Raw genomic sequence first — 20,469 nt, 5'->3', positions numbered from 1 at the left:
GCGGTTTCCTATGTTGTTCAGTAACCCACGAGATGGCCAATCACCAACCCTACCCAGGCTAATACATACACCAACGCCATAAAGGGCATAATCGCCTTCAACCACTGGGCGTATGAGACGCGCCCCAACGCCAGCATGGCGAGTGTGCCGCCAGACGTGGGAACAATCAGGTTCGTTAAGCCGTCACCGACTTGGAATGCAGTGATCATCAGTTGACGGCTCATACCCACAAGATCCGCCACTGGAATCAGAATGGGCATTGTCACCAGTGCCTGACCAGAACCGGAAGGGATAAAGAGGTTGATAATACCCTGCACCACACTGGCCATAATCGCGGAAAATATTGACGGAATGCCGTCGATCATAGCGCTCAGCGAGTTAACGATGGTGTCAATAATCACTGCTTGCTCAAGGATGACCTGAATAGAGGCTGCCACCCCGATCACCAGCGCGCCTGCGGTCACGCTGGCTGCGCCCTCCATCATCTGTTTAACAATGCCGTTCGCCGATAGGCCGTTTAAGGCGCCAATGATGATCGCCAGCAGCAGGAACGTGCCTGCAATTTCATTGATATACCAACCGCGAGTGAACACGCCAATGAGCATAGCGACTAGTCCACCCACAAACACGACCATCGTAAGAATGTTGCGTTTGGTGAGAGAGTATTCGCTAAGCGGCTTGCTCAGTGCTTCCGCGTTATCCGGCTCTTCAAACTCCATTTTGACGACGCGTTTGCAGATATACAGCGAGAGCAGTGCAAGTGACGAAAGCACCAGCAACGTACGTAGCCAAGCGCCAGAGAAGGTCGGCAGTTCCGCGATCCCTTGAGCAACCCCCACGGTATAGGGATTGATGGGCGAGAGCGCAAAACCAATCCCAATACCACCAACGGCCATAGCGGTACCCACCAAACTGGAGCAGCCAATGGCGCTGGCGATGAGAACCGCAATGGGGACTAATGCAATGTTGTTTTCAAACCCGACGGCGACACCAAAAAAGCCGTAGATAAAGGTACCGACGACAATAATCACGTTACGCCGCTCAACGCCAACACGATTAACCGCTACGCCGATCGCGTTCTCTAACGCGCCGGTCTTTTGCAGAATATGAAACAGACCACCGGCGATAAAGACGATAAATAAATACTGCGAGGCGGAGATAAGCCCTTCAGGAATCGCCACAAAAATATTGAAGAGTGGGATGTTGGCAACGTCTTCCAAGTAGGCAAAAGAGCCCGGCACCACCACCGTTCGGCCATCTTGGGTAACACGTTCAAACTCACCAGCGGGGATAATGAAGGTCAGAAAATAGGTAGCAACCAGAATAATAAAGATTAGCACCATGGGGTCGGGAACCGCCTGATACCACTTTTTACGCGAGCCAGAGGCTGCCGCGGTTTGTTGTTCAGCCATGAGGATACCCTGTCTTGTGATGTGTCTCAGCGTTGACGCTCGTTGGCGCCTCACCTTGAATTTATCATGATAAATAGCAGGGTCAAGCAAGGCTGAATTTTCAAACGCCAGAACGCGCCGATTAGACCGATTTGGAGGCCTTAATCGCACGCTTGTTTGTGGAAAAGGGAATTAACGTCGTTGCCAAGGCCAGCGCCGTTTGGCAGGAGTGTCGATCTGCTGGAGCGCACTAGAGAGTGGCAACATAATGGCACCCAGTTGGCGATAGCAGATCGCGCTGCTGAGCACCCCTGGGCACTGTTTGAGTAGCAGCTCGCACTGTTGCGAGGCGATATAGAGCTGTTCGGTGACGGCTGGGCAAACAGCGGCTTGGACTGTTGGCAGCAGCGAGTGAGCTCCCGCGACAGCATGGAAAGCATGCTGGTATCCATCCAGCAGGGCAGCGGGTCTTCCAGGCGGCCGGCAATAGAATGCTGCACCGCTTCAAAAGAAGTGCGCAAAAATATGACCGTTTGGCGAAGTTGCCGCTGCTCGCTAGTCATTCCACTGCTCCCTCACGCTGGTTGCTTCCTGTGGGCATAATGTGGGCATAGACCCGACCATCTACTATTTGAAGTAAAGAGAGTGTTTCTCATTTGCATCTTTATTGACGATAGCGCTACTCCATCGACCTGTCAATGCTATGGCTATAAGGCGCAGTAGCTTATGAGCCCGCCTCAAACAGCTGCCAGTCGTTATTGGTCAGTGGTTTTGCTCCATTTTCAGTCACCACCACGGTGTCGCTTATGCCAACGCCCCACTGGCCGGGCACCCGCAGGCAGAGTGGCAGGTGAAACACCATGTTGGTTTCAAAGTGCGGGCCTGCCCTTTGGCGATAAAGCCGGTGCCCTCCACCCAGCTAGGCGGAAACTGAGCGCCCGGCATAGCCAAAGACACCGGAGAAAAAATACTGGTCACGCTGGGGAGCGAGTAGGGCATCAGCCGCCTGGGCCGCGGCATCAAAGGTATTGCCTGGACGCATGGCGTCGCAGAGCGCTTCAAACAGTGAGCGGCAAAGATCCCGAGTGGCGGAGAGAGCCGGTTTGGAGCACCCGTCACGGCAGTGCGCATCATGGGTGCCGTATAGCGTTGATAGGCGGCGCCGAACTCTAGGAAAACCGGCTCGTTAGGCTGTATGACACGCCGCTTATGATTAACGTGAATCACCCCAATTCGGTGCCCGCTAGTCACAATTGGCTGGAGGCTCATAAACTCGCTGCCGTTTTCAAGCAGCGCTTTGGCGCCCACGGCGGCAATATCGTTATCGGTCATGCCGGGGCGAATACTCTGTATCGCGGTCTCTAACCCGAGAGCGGTGATTCGTGCGCTCTCTTGCAGCATTTCAAGCTCGGCGGGGCTTTTTACGATCCTAATCGCATCGACCACTGTGCCTGCTTCGCTAAAACGCTCACGGCTAATAGTCTGCATCAGCGCATCGATCACTCCAAAACGCAGCCCGCTGCTCCAGCCATCAATACCAATTTTCGAGCAAGGAGAAAGCAGGTCTGCCAACGGTGTGATGATTTCATCCAGGTTTTCCCAGCGGTAGCCGATGATCTCATCAACCCGCGCGGTGACCACTGCCGCACCGGTTTCAATTGAGGCGACTTGCAGCACTAGCCGCGCTTGGGTGCAAACCAAGCAGGCATGCACCGAGACTTCAAAAGTGTGATAGCCGGTGAGGTAATTGATATCGGCGGGGTCGGTAAGCAGTAGCGCGTCTAATCCATGCTCTGCCATACCCTTGCGCACCTTCTCCAGGCGCACCTGGTATTCGGCAGCGGGAAAAGGCAGCTCACTTTGGGCGAGCGTTTCCGCAAGGGCTGTGCGGTAGTGGTGGTAATCCATAGCGACCTCCATTAATAGGTAAGGTCAGTATAGGCACCTGCTTTAAGCTCGCTTTTATCTGCCTCAACGCTAGCGGGTGAGCAGGAAAGTCTCCTGCGAAAAGTAGAAAACGGCGCAACCGGTTAGCTTGAAAGCTCGCCTTCATAAGGGCTGTATATAAGGGGCGGTATATAAACGTGAGGTAACTTTTTCTAGTGTAATGGTCGTGCCTTTTTTATGAGTGAGTGTTGCTATTTTAATAACATTTTTTGAAGGGGAAAAAAGTGTTTTTCCTCTACAGTCCCTTTATATGCTGATGCTTGCGCATTGTTGCAGCGATCTATATGATCAGATTGGTTAAAATAATCAACAAAAGGAAGGTGGTAAATGCAACCTCAAGCTTCTTCTGGTCATGTGGCTTCCTACTATGCGGCATCGTCAAACTCCACATCACACAGGCCCACATTGGAGAGGGATGTGGAGTGTGATGTCTGTGTCGTAGGGGCTGGGTTTACGGGTATCTCAGCAGCGCTGCATTTGGCGGAACGCGGTCACCGAGTGGTGGTGCTGGAAAGTGTGGCGATAGGCTTCGGAGCTTCCGGTCGCAATGGTGGGCAGATCGTTAATAGCTATAGCCGTGATATGGATGTTATCGAAAAACAGAACGGCGCTGAAACCGCCCGAGCGCTGGGGGCTATGGCATTCGAGGGTAACCAAATTATCCGTCAGCGCATTGAAAAGTATCAGATCAACTGCGACCTAAAAGAGGGCAACCTTTTTGCCGCCTGTAATAAGAAACAGTGGGAAGGCTTAAAGGATCAAAAAAGCTTATGGGAACGCTATGGTCATCAGGAGCTTGAGCTGCTGGAAGGCGAAGAGGTCAAGCGAGAGATAGGCAGCGAACGCTATGTGGGCGCCTTGGTGGATCACTCTGGTGGGCATTTGCATCCCCTCAATCTGGTGCTGGGGCAGGCGGCGGCGCTGGAGTCGTTGGGTGGAAAGATTTTTGAACATTCCCCCGTGACAAACGTGGAACACGGCGAACCGGTAATACTGCATACCCCCAAGGGCCGAGTGACCGCTCAGCGGGTGGTCATGGCTGGCAATGCCTATTTGCAAGGGTTGCTACCCAAGCTGGAAAGCAAAGCGATGCCTTGCGGCACCCAGATCATTACCACTGAGCCGCTGTCTGCAGAGTTGGCCGCACGATTACTGCCTAACGATAAAGCGGTCGAGGATTGTAATTACCTCTTGGATTACTATCGCTTAACCGCCGATAACCGTTTGCTGTATGGCGGAGGCGTGAACTATGGCGGGCAAGAGCCCACCAGTATCGAGGCGGCTATTCGGCCAAAAATGCTATCTACCTTCCCAGAGCTTGACGATGTTCGCGTCGATTACGCCTGGAGCGGAAACTTCTTGCTAACACTCAACCGCCTGCCGCAATTTGGCCGCATTAATAGCAACGTTTACTACGCGCAGGGGTATTCTGGCCATGGGGTAACGTGCTCCCATCTGGCTGGCAAGTTAGTGGCAGAAACGATTAGTGGTGAAGAAGCGCGTTTTGAAGCCTTTGCGCAGATTTCCCACCTGCCCATGCCCGGTGGGCGTCTGTTACGTGTGCCGCTTTCCGCGATGGGAGCATGGTTCTACGCCATGCGTGACCGGTTGGCGGTTTAGGGCCTGTTGATCAGTTTGATGATGGTTTGAAAGTGGGCTGGCGGATATGTTCGTCAGCCCGTTTTTATTTGCCGCGGATGCTCACGGATAACACGGAATAAAAAGCTAATAGAAGGGCAGGATAGGAGGGTAAAGCTGGCAAAAATAACAAGAGAGGCGGCGAGCGCCTCTCTCTGTTCTATCAGCGGTCTAACAACTCATACGTGGCGCAGGTACCAGTCGTACTCCATGGCGCTGACTTCACGCATGGTGTCGGCGCGCTCTGCTTGGCGGTTGGCAATGAATACGTTAATGAAGTCTTCGCCAAGTTGTTCAGCGAGTACGCGGCTGTTGCCCAGCAAGTGCAGCGCATGAGCCCAGCTGTTAGTTAACTGAGGTGCAATTTGCTCATAGGCGTTGCCGATGATGGGTTCGGTAGGTGCAATCTGCTGGTTTAGGCCATGGTGGATGGATGCCAGCACGGTGGCCAGTAAAAGGTAGGGATTTACGTCGGCACCCGCTACACGATGCTCTATTCGTCGGGCTTCTTTTGGGCCAGCGGGAACGCGTATTGCCACGGAGCGGTTGTCGTAACCCCAGGTAGGTGCCATGGGCACATAGAGCCCTTCCTGAAAACGGCGGAAAGAATTGAGATTGGGAGCCAACAGTGCCATGGAGTCTGGCATCAGTTCCAACAGCCCTCCTACAGCGTGTTGCAGTGCTGTGCTCTCCAGCGGGTCGTCGCCGTTTTCGGCAAAGACATTATGCCCGTTGCTATCTACCAGACTGACGTGAACATGGGTGCCGCTACCGGCTTCTAGACCGTAAGGCTTGGCCATAAAGGTAGCCTCAAAGCCATGCTTTAAGGCAACGCCCTTGATCAGTCGCTTGAGCAGCACCGAGTGGTCGCAGGCATTTAACGCATCATCCGTATGAATCAGGTTGGCTTCAAACTGACCTGGTGCGCACTCTTTCAATACCGTATCCAACGGCAACCCCTGCGCCTGGGCGGCACACTGCAAGTCATTGATAAATCCAGCGTACTCGTCTAGCTCCAGCATCGAATAAAGCTGGCTTTGAGTAGCCCGCTCGCCGCTGGAAGGGGATTGAGGTGGCTGAATCAAGTTTCCTTCGTCGCGTAAACGATCGACCAGATAAAACTCTAGTTCAAGGGCGACGACGGGGGTTAAGCCACGGTTGGAGAACTGCTCGAGAATACGCCGCAGTATTTGGCGAGGATCGGCAAAAAACGGCGAGCCATCCATTTCCTCCATGGTCATCAATAGCTGGCCATACTGGTTGTTATCCATCCAGGTGACCGGGTTGAGTGTGCCGGGAATGGCGCGACATACGCGGTCACCGTCACCGCTGGAAAGCCCAAGCCCGGTCTCTTCCACGGTGTTGCCATTGATGTCCAACGCAAATACTGAAGCCGGCAGATAAATGCCTTTTTCAAACACTTTGGCGAGGTTGTCGCAAGGAATACGCTTCCCTCGGATGACACCGTTAAGGTCGCTGATCAACAGGTCAATAGTGGTGATGTCTGGGTGCCGGTCGAGAAAGTCCGAAGCTACGTTTTGAGCGTCTGTGTCATTGGCAGAGGACATACGTTGTACCTTATTTTTATGCCGTGTTAGTTGTGTTTCTGCTAACAGTATCCTTGCGGTGTCGATCGTTTCTGTCAATTATTTAATAACAAAAATCGTATAAATATTTATGCTCCGTGATGTATTTATTTATTTATTGTATTTTTATCAGTTGTTTAGCGTATTTTTTGGCAAAAAAGTCATTTTGCGCTTGGAAAATAAAACGAGCCACGCTATGTTGAGGTGAGTGTTGAATAAAACATAACAACCGACAAAGTGTATTGACTATGCAAGCAACGCATTCTTCGCGCCCCCTGGTGGGTGTTATCGCCTGCTGCCGAGAGGTGGAAGGTCATCCAGCTCAGATAGTGACCGATAAATTCCTACAGGCGCTCTACCACTACGACGTCACGCCGGTGATTCTTCCTGTGTTAGCCGCCGATATGTTAACGCCTGATCAGCGTGCCGAGCAGGCCATCGCTCTGTTGGGCAGCCTGGATGGCTTGATGCTAACCGGCAGTTACACCAACGTCGCTCCTAATCGCTATGGTGCCGAGCGCGCCCCAGAGAATACCCGCGATGACGCACGGCGCGATGAAGCGGCGCTTTGCTGGGTGCATGAGGCGTTACGTCAGGCGTTGCCTTTATTTGGCATTTGTCGAGGCTTTCAGGAAATGAACGTCGCCCTGGGGGGCACGCTTCACCAAGCCGTACAAACGCTACCAGGCATGCTCGATCATCGTGAGCCGCCGCTGATGACATGGCGGGTCATTATGCACCCTCCCATACGGTAAAAATTCGCGCTAATGGTGCCCTGGCGGCGCTCTATCGCGGCGAGCATGCTGAGGTGAATTCACTGCACCAGCAGGGGATTGATCAGCTTGCGTCGGGGCTGGAAGCAGAAGCCTGGGCACCTGATGGGTTAGTCGAAGCGGTCTCCGTGCGCGGCGCCGCCGCGTTCGCACTAGCTGTTCAGTGGCATCCGGAGTGGCGCCCTAAAGAACACCCTTTCTATGATGCACTCTTTCAGGGCTTTGCGACGGCCTGCCGTCAGCATCGCACCCAACGCGCCGCCCAGCTTGCTGCCGGCTGAACGCTTGTTGCAACGATTTGAGCAGGAACTGACCTATGCAGACCCAGGATTACCAGGCGTTGGATCGCCAACATCACCTTCATCCATTCACCGACTTTAAATCGCTCGGCGCAGAGGGTAGCCGCATCATCACTCATGCCGATGGGGTATACATTTACGACAGCCAGGGCAATCGTATTCTTGATGCTATGGCGGGACTTTGGTGCGTCAATCTCGGTTACGGGCGTCAGGAGTTGGTTGAGGCAGCCACCGAGCAGATGCAGCAGCTGCCGTATTACAACAACTTCTTTAAAACCACCCACCCACCGGCAGTGAAGCTGGCCGCCAAGCTAAGTGAGTTGGCTCCCGAGCATATCAATCATGTGTTCTTCACTGGATCCGGTTCCGAAGCCAACGATACCGTGCTGCGCATGGTGCGCCGCTATTGGGCAATCAAAGGCAAGCCGGAAAAGCAATGGATCATCTCGCGTGACAATGGTTATCACGGCTCTACCGTTGCAGGCATGAGCCTTGGCGGCATGGCGCCGATGCACGATCAAGGCGGCCCTTGTGTGCCGGCATTACCCATATTGGCCAGCCTTACTGGTTTGGCGAAGGGCGCGACATGAGTCAGGAGGCCTTCGGCAAGCAGTGTGCCCAAGCGCTAGAAGAGCAAATCCTGTTATTGGGTGAAGACAACGTAGCCGCCTTTATTGCCGAACCGGTGCAGGGCGCAGGCGGTGCAATTATTCCACCGGACAGCTATTGGCCTGCGGTGAAAGAGGTGTTGGCTAAGTACGATATTTTGCTGATTGCCGACGAAGTCATTTGCGGCTTCGGGCGTTTAGGCGAGTGGTTTGGCAGTACTCACTATGGGCTAACACCTGACCTGATGCCGATTGCCAAGGGGTTTGTCGGGCTATCTGCCCATTGGCGCGGTGCTGGTGGGAGACCGCGTGGCCGATACATTGATTGCAGAAGGCGGTGAGTTTTTCCACGGCTTTACTTACTCCGGCCACCCGGTCTGTGCGGCTGTTGCGCTTAAAAACCTTGAGCTGCTGGAAAGTGAGCAGGTGGTCGACAACGTTCGCAATGACCTGGGCCCTTATCTGGCGAAACGTTGGCAGGAGTTGGCGGAACATCCGTTAGTTGGTGAAGCTCGCTCGCTAGGCCTGATTGGGGCACTTGAGCTGGTTGCTGACAACGACCGGTGTGCGCTTCGATAAATCCCTTTCCGTAGGCAATCTGTGCCGTGATTTGTGTTTCGAAAGCGGGCTAGTGATGCGCTCAGTGGGCGACACATGGTGGATGTCCCCGCCGCTCATCATCACGCACAGTGAAATTGATGAACTGGTGAGCAAAGCGCGTTTGGCACTGGACAAAACAGCCGAAAAGCTGGCGATAACACACCCCATGGAGAGTGCATAATGGCGGCAGATAACACGAAAACCCTAGCCGACTGGCAAGCAAAAGCAGCGTCACTGAGCTTTGAAACGCGCGCTTTTATCAATGGCGAGTTTGTGGCTGCCGCAGATGGCAGCACACTGACCAGTATCAACCCTGCCTCCAGAAATGTTCTTGCTGAAGTGGCCAGCTGCGATGCACAAGATGCTGAGCGCGCGACGCAAGCGGCCCGTGCAACCTTTGAAAGCGTGTCTGGTCACGTTGCCACCCGTGTAAGCGCAAGCGAGTGCTGCTGCGCCTCGCGGATTTGGTAGAGACGCACCGCGATGAGTTGGCGTTACTCGATACGCTCGATATGGGTAAGCCGATTTCCAGCTCGCTAGGGGATTTGGCAGGCACTGTAGCGTGCTTACGCTATCAGGCGGAATGTATCGACAAGCTTTATGGCGAAGTGGCACCCACTGGAGATCGTGCGCTAGGGTTGGTGCTACGCGAGCCAATGGGGGTCGTGGCGGCTATTGTGCCATGGAATTTTCCACTGATGATGACGTCCTGGAAGATTGCCCCGGCACTGGCCGCGGGCAACAGCGTGATTCTCAAACCGTCGGAAAAATCGCCTTTGTCGGCGCTGCGCTTGGCGCATCTTGCCCAGGAAGCCGGTATTCCTGACGGCGTATTTCAGGTTTTACCCGGTTACGGCCATACGGTGGGCAAAGCTCTGGCGCTCTCCATGCAGGTAGATTGTCTGGCGTTTACCGGCTCCACGGCTGTGGGTAAACAGCTCATGCAGTACGCTGGACAATCCACCTGAAACGCGTGTTTCTAGAGTGCGGTGGCAAAAGCCCTAATATCGTTTTCGCTGACTGCCAATATCTCGATGCCGTCGCCCAAAGCGCTGCGGAAGCTATTTTCCACAACCAAGGCGAAGTCTGTATTGCCGGTTCGCGACTGTTGGTGGAAAACAGTATTCGCAAGGATTTTGTGGCCGCGCGTGGTGAAAGCTGCTGAGCACATGCAGCCAGGAGACCCGCTCGACCCGGATAGCTTTATGGGCGCCATGGTCGATGAAGCGCAGTACCAACGGGTACTTGATTATATTCGCCAGGGCGAGAGCGAAGGCGCCACGCTGAAGCTAAGGGGCGAAGCCAGCGATTCCAATGGGTATTTCCTGGCGCCGACGGTTTTCGATGATGTTACTCCCGATATGCGCATTGGCCGCGAAGAAATCTTTGGCCCAGTACTGAGTGTGTTCGGTTTCGACAGCGAAGAGCAAGCGATTGCACTTGCGAATGATAGTGACTTTGGACTCGCTGCTGGTGTTTGGAGCCAGGATATTGACCGCATTATGCGGGTCTCGCGGCGTCTGCAATCCGGCCAGGTATATGTGAATAACTGGGCGGGTATCGATCAGACAGTGCCTTTCGGCGGCGTGAAGCAGTCGGGCAATGGGCGCGATAAATCGCTTCACGCGCAGGAGAAATACTGCGAAGTGAAGACGGTGTGGATGTCGCTAAGCGTTTGAACCATCGAAGTTCGTAACGAGCTTCGCCTGGGTACTTCACTCTTTATTGATTCGATTCAATAGCGCTAGGTGTCACGGCAAATGCCGTGCCCCTCGCCGAGGGGCCTTGTGCCTGAAAAACCAATAAAAACAAGCATAACAATGATCGGAGTCGCCATCACTGCAATGATTTCCTAACGGAAATACGACGACCAATAATCAAACATTAAGTGAGAACATTATGTCGACTGACCACACTGCTAAGGAAGACCAAGAAACTCCCCGCCCAAGTTTAAAAGCGACCATGATACCGATTGTGTTTATGGCGGCATCATTGGGCGTATTTATTGGTTACTTCGAGACGGATCCGCACTTGCCACTTTTTTTGAGTGCGATTGTAGCGACGATAGTGGCTATTGCGACGGGTAGCCGCTGGAAGCATCTCGAAGCGGGTATTTTACGTTCCATAGGCCTGACCACACAGGCGATTGTGATTCTAATCATTATCGGCACCATTATTGGCTACTGGATTGCCGGTGGGATTGTGCCCACCATGATCTATTACGGGCTGAGCATTTTGGCACCAGACTACTTTTTGGTTGCGGCGTGCTTGATCTGCTGTTTGGTATCGTTGGCTGGTGGTAACGCCTGGACGGCGGCAGGCACTATTGGTATCGCCCTGATGGGCGTCGGTGAAGGGCTAGGCCTTAATCCGGCGATGGTAGCAGGTGCTGTGATCTCTGGGGTTTATTTTGGCGACAAGATTTCTCCGCTTTCCGAAACTACCAACATGGCGCCAGGTGTGGTCAGTGTCGACCTGTTTGAACACATTCGCTATATGCTCTACACCACGGTTCCGGCGCTCGCGGTGGCGCTAGTGCTTTACACCATTATTGGCCTGAACATGACGCCTTCAGGTGATGGTGCGGCACAAGTAGCACGAGTTGCAGCAGAGTCTAGATGAACTGTTTATGATCAGTCCCTGGCTGCTGCTGGTGCCTGCGGCAGTTATCGTGATGATGGTCAAGAAGGTCCGGCCATTCCTGCCCTTCTGTTGGTTCGCTGATGGGTATTGTTTGCGCGATTGTGGTTCAGGGCGTACCTCTAGGTGATAGCTTTACTATTTTTGTGGAAGGCTACGCGGTAGACACTGGAAACGCCACGGTGGACGACCTGCTGACCAACGGCGGTGTTAGCGCCATGATGTGGACTGTTTCGCTGATCATTATCGCGATGAGCTTTGGCGGGATTCTTGAGTCGGCGGGGTTCTTTCGTACCATCGTGGAAAGTCTGCTCAAACTGGCCAAGACCACTGGCAGCCTGATTGCTACTACAGTGGCGACATCGATGGCCGCTAACGTAGTGGGTTGCGATCAGTATCTAAGTATTATTCTTCCTGCCCGCATGTATGCCAGCGAGTACAAGCGTCGCTCGCTGAAAACTGAAAAACCTGTCTCGCACGGTAGAGATGCTGGCACCATGACGTCGCCTCTGGTGCCTTGGAATACCTGTGGTGCCTTTATGTTTGCCACGCTGGGCGTCAGTGCTTTCAGTTACGCGCCTTATGCCTTTCTAGCGCTGCTTAGTCCGTTATTTGCCATTCTTTACGGCTTTACCGGCTTCCGAATTGCTTACGAAGACGAGCCGCAAGAGGCTGAAGTGGTCGTGGGATTGGCTGATGCTCGAAGTACTTGAGCTGACCACGACGATGCACACCGACTAAGCGAATTATCTTTTGTAGAAAGCGATCATTTAATTAAGTTTTTGCCCCACAGCCGTGGGGTTTTTTTTGCGCTATTATGTGCCCGTCAATAGACCAACAACGTAATTTACTTATTGATAGGGAGTGAAAAAAAGCATGTCGGATGACGTGGGTGCGAGCTTGCGCTCCTTGCGCAAGCAGCGAGGGATTTCACAACGTGAACTAGCAAAGTTGTGTGGGGTTACCCACTCAAGTCTTTCGCTAATAGAGCAAGGAAAAGTTAGCCCATCCGTCAGTTCCCTGAAGAAAATCCTAAACGCCTTCTCTATGAGCGTCGGTGATTTTTTTACGATGGATCTGGATAGTCAGGAGCAGGTGTTCTATTCGGCGGATGATTTGGTTGATATTGCCTCTGGTGATATTTCCTTCAAGCTTGTCGGGGCAAATCGTCCTAACCGTGCCTTGGCTTTTATGGTTGAGCGATACTTACCGGGTGCTGATACTGGGCAAGCCATGATTACTCACTATGGTGAAGAGGCTGGTGTTGTCGTGGAAGGTGAGATTGAAATCATTGTTGGAAGTAATACGAGGCGCTTAGGGCCAGGTGAATCATACTATTTCAAGACAAGCACTCCGCACCGTTTCAGAAACATTGGCGATGTTCCCTGCAAAATAATTAGCTGTGCTACGCCAGGTAAGGCGTTCTGATATTACTGGTTTGTATTGTGCGGCAATTGTCGCAGTAAAGATGTCGTGCAAATCGTTTGGGCACGGCCTCAACGCTAGCGGGTGAGCAGGAAGATCCCCTGAAAAAAGTAGAAGACCCCAATACCGGTCACGATCCAGCGCGTCCAGGTGCGGAAGTTGGCATCGGTGAGACGGTGTAAAATGCGGTTGCCGGTATGGGTGCCAAAGATTGCAAACGGCGCCGCTAGCAGCACAAGGCCCCATTCGCCGGTACTAAGCGCCATGGCGGCGCCGAGATAGAAGATGATTTTAATGCTGTGCGCCACTACCTGAATCATTGCCTTGGTCGCCACGACTTGGCGACGATCCATGCGTGAGCGCACAAAGAATATATCGATTAGCGGCCCGGAAACCCCTGCGGCTATCGTCAAACCACCAGAGGCGATGCCGCAGCACAGTGCGTGGCTGGCGCGGTTGGCATCCAGGTGAAACCAGCGCTTGGGCAGCCATACCAAAATCGGCATTAGGCCAATCAAAATAGAGACGCTGGCGGCATTGGGGCTGTAGTTGAACAGCAGAAGCAGGCCCGCGGCGCTTAGTACACCCAGCGTCATAAAAGCGACGATAGGCCAGACAATATAGCGTCGCGATAGCCATGCTCGCGACCCATTCGCGGTGAGCTGTATAACGCCGTGCACCGCCATCGCCGTGCCCGCGGGAAAGATCAGCAGCAGAAACCATAGCAGTACCAATCCGCCCGCCATACCAAACACCCCGGAGAGCATCGAGGTAAAAAACACCACGCTAACCAGGGCAGCACCCATCCATAGTGACATCGTCAGCTTCCTTAACTACGACAGAATGGCCAGATCTGGTAAAACTTGCGGCATTGAAACTCCGCTTCGCAAGCATTGAGCTGGGCTTGGTAACGGTTAGCGCGAGCAGCTACTTGTCTCCCCGCACTCAATACCTGTGGTTTGCCGCGGTAAGAACCCCGCTGGTAGCCCCCCGCGCCTTCGTGATAGGCGTAGTAGAGGTGCTCGGGATTACTGAGCGATATGCCCGCCTGCTGCTGGGAACGACGGTTGTACCAGCCAATAAAGTCCGTGGCGTGTTTCATATGAGTACGCCGGGCAAACAGGCTGCCCGCTTGATCCTCATACTCCCCCCAAACGGGGTCTTGGGCCTGGGCGTAGCCTTTGGCAGAAGAGGGCCGGGGGCCGGGGATAAAGCCTAGATAGTACTTGCGATCCGGGCGGATATGGCTACGAAACGAAGACTCCTGCTGAATAAACGCCATCTGGGTGGCGATCGGTGTGCCCCACTTCTCCTCTGATTCCTGGGCGTAGTCGTACCAACTGGGCTGCTCGCGGAAGATCTCGCAGATATTGCTTTGATCCTGAGGCGGGTTGGGCGCAAAGGTGGCGCAGCCCGAGAGCAGGAGCACAAGACTTAGTGATGCCCAGAGGCGAAGCCTAGCGAAAGCAGCCGAAGAGGCGACGATGAAATTATCAACAGGGTGACGCATAAAAGTCCTTGTGTGTAAACCGTTCAAAGCTTGTGGATAAGGTGTTGAGAAACACTTCCTTCCTTACCTGTGCACTATTAATAACGCCTAGCGCAGCAGTGCTTCCAGGCTGCGACGCAGGCGCTGTGCTTCACGCACCAGCGTTTCCCCTGATAGCATGCCGACGCCCATTACTAAGCCGACGCGCGGATCGGTTGGTGCACACACTGGGCTTAATGGACGCACAATTAAATGCTCTTTCAGCAGTGACTGAGCGATTCCCACATCGTTAACGCCCGGCTCAAACTCGACGCAAAGGCTAATAGCACTGCTCGGTGGCGAAACGCTGCGCACCTGCGGCAGCGAATGTAGTTGATCATGCAGCACCTGTTGGCGCCCTAGGTAGTCGCGTTGAATGCGCCGACACCAGGCATCCAAATCACCATCAAAAATAAATTGTGCTAGTACGGCCTGATCCAGCATGCGTCCTTCGCGGAATAGTTCACTGCGCAAGCGGTTCATTGGCCCCGCTAAATGACGCGGTACCACTAAATAGCCTAAGCGCAGTCCTGGAAACATCATCTTGGAAAACGAGCCCACCAGCAAGTGGCGCTCCGAGTGCGGGTCAAAGAGCAGATTGGAGTGGTCGTCGCGGTTAAACTCGTAATCATCTTCGACAATATACGCGGGCGCTAGGGCATCGCATAAGCGCTGTTTATCCACCGCACTGGTAGGCACGCTGAGCGGGTAATGGTGCGAGCCGGTCAAGTAGGCCAGCTTGACCGGGCCAGGAGCAGGCGGAAGCATGTGCCCCTGACCTGGCAGCCACGCCACCGGTTCGATTTCCAAACCTGCGGCGGTAAAGACGTTGCGCGCTCCCCAGTAGCAGGGCGACTCCATGGCAACAGTGTTGCCCACATCAGCCAACGCCACGGCGCATAGCTCAATGCCGTTATGGGTACCGTCAGTGATGATGATCTGTTCCGTGTCGCAACTAATATTGCGCCAGCGCGCCAGAAAATCGCGTATCGCGCGCTTTAATGGGCCGTAGCCACCGGTGGAGTAGGAGAGCAGCAGGGCGTTTTGCGGCACCGTTACGCTGGCGTAGAGCTGCCGCCATTTACGCATCGGGAACTGGGCGATATCGGGAATACCCGGCACGAAGGCACCGCTTTGAATCATGCTCGCGCCGGGGCCATCCAGAACCCGTTGGGCGCGAGAGGAGAGCTGTGCATTGCCACGCAGGGGAGGGCTTGGCGTAATTGGGCGGCACGTCCAGGTGCCTTGGCCATGGGCGGTTTTTAAGCAGTGCTTCTTCGAGTAGCGTATGGATCGCCAGCGCCAGGGTTTGGCGGGCAACGCCAAGGGCATCCGCCAACTGGCGATGAGAGGGCAGCCGCAGCCCGGCAGGCCACTGTTGGGTAATGGCTTGTCGCAATGCCTGCTCAATACGCACCTGCTTACTCAATCGCTCCGGTTGGAGTGCATAAAGCTGTACAAGTTGGTGCACGACCTCCTTACGATCCATTTGGACACCCCTTAATCCCGCTTAACCCGCTAACGGCGGGCACTTAGACGAAAGCCGTATGAAAATAGTGCACCCTTTCGGTGCGTATGAAAAGTGGTCTAGTCGAACGCAAAAGTGGTGCGTTCGCGTTTTCTCTCCCGCCTGCTAGCGTGTGGCTATCCTGTTTGGCGAAACCGTTTAAAACATGCCTATTCAAAGAGAGGCTGTTAAAACAGGATCAGGATACTGCGCCCCTGAGCGCCTACGACAACATCCAATAACTCGCAGGACAATTTCAAATGACCACATCCTCATCACAACAGGAAGGGCTCGTCCGGGTACTCGCCCGTGGCGATGTATTAGCGCTGGCCTTCGGTGCCATGATCGGTTGGGGCTGGATTGTACTCACCGGTACCGCCATTCAATCCGCTGGCAGCCTAGGCGCCATTATAGCGTTTATTATCGGCGGTTTAGCGATTGTCTTGGTTGGCCTTACCTATGCGGAGCTTGCCGCTGCGATGCCCAAAGTGGGTGGCGAGCACGTCTACAGCTACCGCGCCTTGGGCCACTTACCTTCTTTCTTGTGCACCTGGGCGATTATTCTAGGCTACCTAAGCGTGGTGGCCTTTGAAGCGGTAGCACTTCCCACGGTGATTGAACATCTGGCGCCCAACTATGCCGTTGGTCATCTGTGGACGATTGCCGGGTGGGAAGTTAAAGCCACCTGGGTAGCGGTAGGTGTAGGTGGCTCGTTGGTCATGATGATCATCAATTACTTCGGTGTGACCACCGCGGCCCTGCTGCAAAAGGTAGTGACTGGGTTAATTCTGCTGGTGGGGGTCATGTTTGTCACCGGTTCGCTGTTTGAAGGTGAAACCATCAATATGATGCCGCTCTTCACCCAGGCCGACACCGGCGTGTTCGCAGGCATTGTAGCGGTGCTGGTCATGGTGCCGTTTCTGTTTGTGGGTTTTGACGTTATCCCCAGGCCGCTGAAGAGATCAATCTGCCCTATAAGGCCATCGGCAAAGTGCTGATGATGTCGGTGATTCTGGCGGTGGTGTGGTATGCGCTGATTATTCTGGCGACCAGCCTGGCGCTCAACAGCACTGAACTGGCGGCCAGTTCACTGAGTGTGCCGGACGCCATGGGAAGCCTGTTTAACGCCGCGTGGGCCAGCAACTTAATGGTCATGGCGGGTATTGCGGGCATTATTACTAGTTGGAACGCCTTCTATATCGGCGGTTCCCGGGCAATCTATGCCCTCGCTAAAGCAGGCATGCTACCTGCGCCGTTTGCCAAGCTGCATCCTCGCTACAGAACCCCTACTAATGCCATCTTTATGATGGGCTTTCTCTCCTGTTTGGCGCCCTTCTTTGGCCGCCCAGCATTGGTGTGGATCGTTAATGCGGGTGGCTTGGGCATCGTATTGGCCTACCTGTTTGTGGCGATCTCCTTTGTGGTGCTACGGGTGCGCGAGCCGGATATGCCCCGCCCATTCAAGGTAAGTAACGGCAAGCTGTGCGGCACCCTCGCTATCATTCTTTTTTCGGTATGGCGTGCCTCTACCTGCCCGGTAGCCCGGCGGCACTGAGCGTCGCGGAGTGGACTATCTTTGCTGGCTGGGCGGTGCTGGGCATCGTGCTTTACGTGCATGCGCTGCGCACCTACGGGCGTGACTACAGCGATCGCCATATGCAAGTGGATCTGTAAGCCGTCCTACGAGATTTCTGGACTTAAGCTTTTTAGGAGCAACGTATGAGCTTTATCGAACAGTGGTTGCACGATGCGGTTCCAGCCCTGGTGGGTGGCGAGTGGCGTACAGGTCAACAAACCTTTGCGGTGGATAACCCCGCCACCGGTGAAACCATTGCCCGGGTGGCGGATATGGGCGCCGATGATACCCGTGACGCCGTGGCCGCCGCCTACAACGCTGGCGCTGCCTGGCGGGCCACACCGGTCAAGCAGCGCTCGGCACTGCTACGGCGCTGGTTTGAGCTTATTAACGAACACGCCGACGACCTGGCCCGTCTGATGACCCTGGAGCAGGGCAAGCCGCTGACGGAAGCCAAAGGCGAAGTCACCTACGGTGCGTCGTTTATCGAGTTCTTCGCCGAAGAAGCCAAGCGTATGGCAGGAGAAACCCTACCAAGTCATGGCGCGGACAAACGCTTATTGGTTCTGCGCGAGCCGGTAGGTGTGGTGGCGGCAATTACCCCATGGAACTTCCCGCTGGCGATGATTACCCGCAAGTGCGCCCCGGCCCTGGCGGCGGGCTGCACCGTGGTGATCAAGCCCGCCGAAGCCACGCCGCTCACCGCGCTTGCCGCCGCTTACCTGGCGCTGGAAGCGGGCCTGCCTGCAGGCACCATTAACGTGATTACTGCCTCAAAACCGGCAGCGGTGGGTGAGGTGCTCACCACGGATTCACGGGTGCGCAAAGTCTCGTTTACCGGCTCCACCCCGGTGGGTAAGCACTTGCTTGCCCAGTGCGCCAGTACAGTGAAGAAGGCCGCCATGGAGCTGGGGGGCAACGCGCCGTTTATCGTGTTTGACGACGCCGATGTAGATGCCGCTGTTGATGGCGCAATCGCCTCCAAATTCCGCAACGCTGGGCAAACCTGCGTATGCACCAATCGCTTCCTGGTGCAGGACGGCATTTACGATACGTTTGTCAGCAAGCTCACCGAGCGAGTGAACGCACTGAAGGTTGGCGATGGCCTGGCGGATGGCAGCATTATCGGCCCGCTGATTAACCAAGCAGCGGGTAGATAAAGTGCAGCGCCATGTGGACGACGCAGTGAACCAGGGTGCTCGGCTGCTCTGCGGTGGTAAGCCTCACGCCGCAGGCGAGCGCTTCTTCACTCCCACGGTGCTGGCGGATGTGACCACCAAGATGGCCGTGGCCGACGAAGAGACCTTCGGCCCGGTCGCGCCGGTGTTTCGCTTCCAGCGCGATGAAGAAGCCATTGCCATGGCCAACGATACACCCTTTGGCCTGGCGGCTTACTTCTACGCTACGGATTACCGCCGCATCTGGCGCACCATGGAGCAGCTGGAGTACGGCATGGTCGGTGTGAATGAAGGGCTGATCTCCACCGAGTTGGCGCCGTTTGGCGGCGTTAAAGAGTCCGGGTTGGGTCGCGAAGGCTCCCACCACGGTCTTGATGAATTTACTGAACTTAAATATGTCTGCGTTGGCGGTTTATAAGGAAAGCTATGATGACTAACCAAGAATTGAACGACCTGAAAAACCGCTACGTGGCCAACGGTGCTGCCACGCCGACAACCCAGTTTGCCGAGCGCGCTGAAAATGCTGAGCTGTGGGATGCCGACGGCAACCGCTGGATCGATTTCGCGGGCGGTATTGGTGTGCTGAACCTGGGCCACCGCCACCCGAAAATCGTCGCCGCCGTTGAAGCGCAGCTCAAGAAAGTTATGCACACCAGCGCCGCGGTCATTTCCTACGCGCCCTATGTGCAGCTGTGCCAAAAGCTCTGCGAACTAAGCCCGGTGCGCGGCCCTGAGCGCAAAGCGATGCTGGTCAACACCGGTGCCGAAGCGCTGGAAAACGCCGTGAAGATTGCCCGCGCTGCCACTGGCCGCACCGGCATTATTACCTTCGACGGCGCTTTCCACGGACGCACCATGATGACCCTGGCCATGACCGGCAAGGTGCTACCGTACAAGAACGACTTCGGCCCGATGCCGGGCGACGTGTTCCGCGCCCCATTCCCGAATCCGCTGCACGGCATCAGCGAAGAAGCGTCTTTGGATGCCATTCGCACGCTGTTCAAAACCGATATCGCCCCGCACCGTACAGCGGCCATCGTGATTGAGCCGGTTCAAGGTGAAGGCGGCTTCTATATTGCGTCACCGGATTACCTTAAAGCGCTGCGCGCGCTGTGCGACGAGCACGGCATTCTACTGATCGCCGATGAAGTGCAGTCCGGCTTCGCCCGCACCGGCAAGCTATTTGCCCTCGAACATAGCGACATCGAAGCGGATATTCTCACCACCGCCAAAAGCCTCGCTAACGGCATGCCGCTGTCGGCTGTTGTGGGTACCGCCAAGGTAATGGACGCCTCCGGCCCCAACTCGCTAGGCGGCACCTACAGCGGCAATCCGCTCTCCTGCGCGGCAGCGCTGGCGGTTATCGAGGTGATCGAAGAGGAAAATATTCTTGAGCGCAGCGAGCAGATGGGCAAGATGCTCGCGGAGCGTTTTGCTGTTTGGGAAGAGCGATTCCCCGCCGTTGCCCACGGCCGCCAGCTAGGCGCCATGGCAGCGTTCGAATTGCTCGATAGCGAAGGAAAACCCGATACAGCGCTAACCGGTGCGCTCTGTGCCAAAGCCCGCGAGAAAGGCCTGATCCTTCTGTCATGTGGCTTCTACGGCAACAGCATCCGGATTCTGGTACCGCTGACGGTATCTCCTGCGGTGTTGGAAGAAGGGCTCAGCATTATCGAGCAGTCCCTGGAAGCGCTTAGCTAATACTCTTCTAAGCATCACAAAGCCCGCCCTCGTCAAACAGTGAAAGCTGTTGGCGAGAGCGGGTTTTTATTT

At 54.9% G+C, this 20,469-nt stretch carries 10 protein-coding genes and 7 pseudogenes; 10 read left to right on the top strand and 7 right to left on the bottom strand.

The window, feature by feature from the left end:
• Positions 1–17: 17 nt before the first annotated feature.
• The 3 genes and pseudogenes from FDY98_RS18935 to FDY98_RS18925 form a co-directional block, all read right to left on the bottom strand.
• Positions 18–1,412, bottom strand: coding sequence for a YfcC family protein (locus FDY98_RS18935; protein ID WP_022521668.1), 1,395 nt, complete (start codon positions 1,410–1,412; stop codon positions 18–20).
• Positions 1,413–1,552: 140 nt separating this feature from the next.
• Positions 1,553–1,954 (bottom strand): hypothetical protein, encoded by a 402-nt coding sequence (locus FDY98_RS18930; RefSeq protein ID WP_340147058.1) that lies wholly within the window; start codon positions 1,952–1,954, stop codon positions 1,553–1,555.
• A gap of 161 nt (positions 1,955–2,115) precedes the next feature.
• Positions 2,116–3,299 (bottom strand): annotated as a pseudogene (locus FDY98_RS18925) (M24 family metallopeptidase).
• A 366-nt stretch (positions 3,300–3,665) separates the two neighbouring features.
• Between FDY98_RS18925 and FDY98_RS18920 the strand changes: the two are divergent.
• Positions 3,666–4,958: an NAD(P)/FAD-dependent oxidoreductase gene (locus tag FDY98_RS18920; protein WP_009285941.1), complete on the top strand. Its 1,293-nt coding sequence runs from the start codon at positions 3,666–3,668 to the stop codon at positions 4,956–4,958.
• Positions 4,959–5,155: 197 nt separating this feature from the next.
• Here FDY98_RS18920 and FDY98_RS18915 read toward each other — a convergent pair whose 3' ends face one another.
• On the bottom strand, positions 5,156–6,544 hold the full coding sequence (locus FDY98_RS18915; protein WP_027957085.1) for a glutamine synthetase family protein: 1,389 nt from the start codon (positions 6,542–6,544) through the stop codon (positions 5,156–5,158).
• Positions 6,545–6,810: 266 nt separating this feature from the next.
• Here FDY98_RS18915 and FDY98_RS18910 point away from each other — a divergent pair.
• The 6 genes and pseudogenes from FDY98_RS18910 (at position 6,811) to FDY98_RS18890 (ending at position 12,910) form a co-directional block, all read left to right on the top strand.
• Positions 6,811–7,616, top strand: a pseudogene (locus tag FDY98_RS18910) (gamma-glutamyl-gamma-aminobutyrate hydrolase family protein).
• A gap of 35 nt (positions 7,617–7,651) precedes the next feature.
• Positions 7,652–9,023 (top strand): annotated as a pseudogene (locus tag FDY98_RS18905) (aspartate aminotransferase family protein).
• Positions 9,023–10,521, top strand: a pseudogene (locus FDY98_RS18900) (aldehyde dehydrogenase). The pseudogenes FDY98_RS18905 and FDY98_RS18900 overlap by 1 nt, the downstream one beginning before the upstream one ends.
• Positions 10,522–10,741: 220 nt before the next feature.
• A complete protein-coding gene (locus FDY98_RS28590) occupies positions 10,742–11,464 on the top strand; it encodes a Na+/H+ antiporter NhaC family protein (protein ID WP_340147057.1) in 723 nt (240 codons plus the stop codon).
• A gap of 101 nt (positions 11,465–11,565) precedes the next feature.
• On the top strand, positions 11,566–12,195 hold the full coding sequence (locus tag FDY98_RS28585) for a Na+/H+ antiporter NhaC family protein (protein WP_340147056.1): 630 nt from the start codon (positions 11,566–11,568) through the stop codon (positions 12,193–12,195).
• Positions 12,196–12,358: 163 nt separating this feature from the next.
• Entirely contained in the window at positions 12,359–12,910 is a 552-nt protein-coding gene (locus FDY98_RS18890; protein ID WP_027957081.1) for a cupin domain-containing protein, read from the top strand.
• Positions 12,911–12,984: 74 nt separating this feature from the next.
• Here FDY98_RS18890 and FDY98_RS18885 read toward each other — a convergent pair whose 3' ends face one another.
• The 3 genes and pseudogenes from FDY98_RS18885 to FDY98_RS18875 all read right to left on the bottom strand — a co-directional run bounded on the left by FDY98_RS18885 (position 12,985) and on the right by FDY98_RS18875 (position 15,924).
• Positions 12,985–13,725 (bottom strand): sulfite exporter TauE/SafE family protein, encoded by a 741-nt coding sequence (locus FDY98_RS18885; RefSeq protein WP_027957080.1) that lies wholly within the window; start codon positions 13,723–13,725, stop codon positions 12,985–12,987.
• A gap of 11 nt (positions 13,726–13,736) precedes the next feature.
• Entirely contained in the window at positions 13,737–14,417 is a 681-nt protein-coding gene (locus tag FDY98_RS18880; protein ID WP_027957079.1) for a transglycosylase SLT domain-containing protein, read from the bottom strand.
• An 87-nt stretch (positions 14,418–14,504) separates the two neighbouring features.
• Positions 14,505–15,924: pseudogene (locus tag FDY98_RS18875) on the bottom strand (aminotransferase-like domain-containing protein).
• A 278-nt stretch (positions 15,925–16,202) separates the two neighbouring features.
• Here FDY98_RS18875 and FDY98_RS18870 point away from each other — a divergent pair.
• The 3 genes and pseudogenes from FDY98_RS18870 to gabT all read left to right on the top strand — a co-directional run bounded on the left by FDY98_RS18870 (position 16,203) and on the right by gabT (position 20,397).
• Positions 16,203–17,616 (top strand): annotated as a pseudogene (locus FDY98_RS18870) (APC family permease).
• Between the two features lie 45 nt (positions 17,617–17,661).
• Positions 17,662–19,114 (top strand): annotated as a pseudogene (locus tag FDY98_RS18865) (NAD-dependent succinate-semialdehyde dehydrogenase).
• Between the two features lie 11 nt (positions 19,115–19,125).
• Entirely contained in the window at positions 19,126–20,397 is a 1,272-nt protein-coding gene (gene gabT / locus FDY98_RS18860) for a 4-aminobutyrate--2-oxoglutarate transaminase (RefSeq protein ID WP_027957075.1), read from the top strand.
• Positions 20,398–20,469: the final 72 nt, after the last annotated feature.

This window comes from Halomonas sp. PA16-9 (genome assembly GCF_009728585.1).
Classification (GTDB): domain Bacteria; phylum Pseudomonadota; class Gammaproteobacteria; order Pseudomonadales; family Halomonadaceae; genus Vreelandella; species Vreelandella titanicae.
This window is presented reverse-complemented; position numbering and strand designations above follow the sequence as displayed.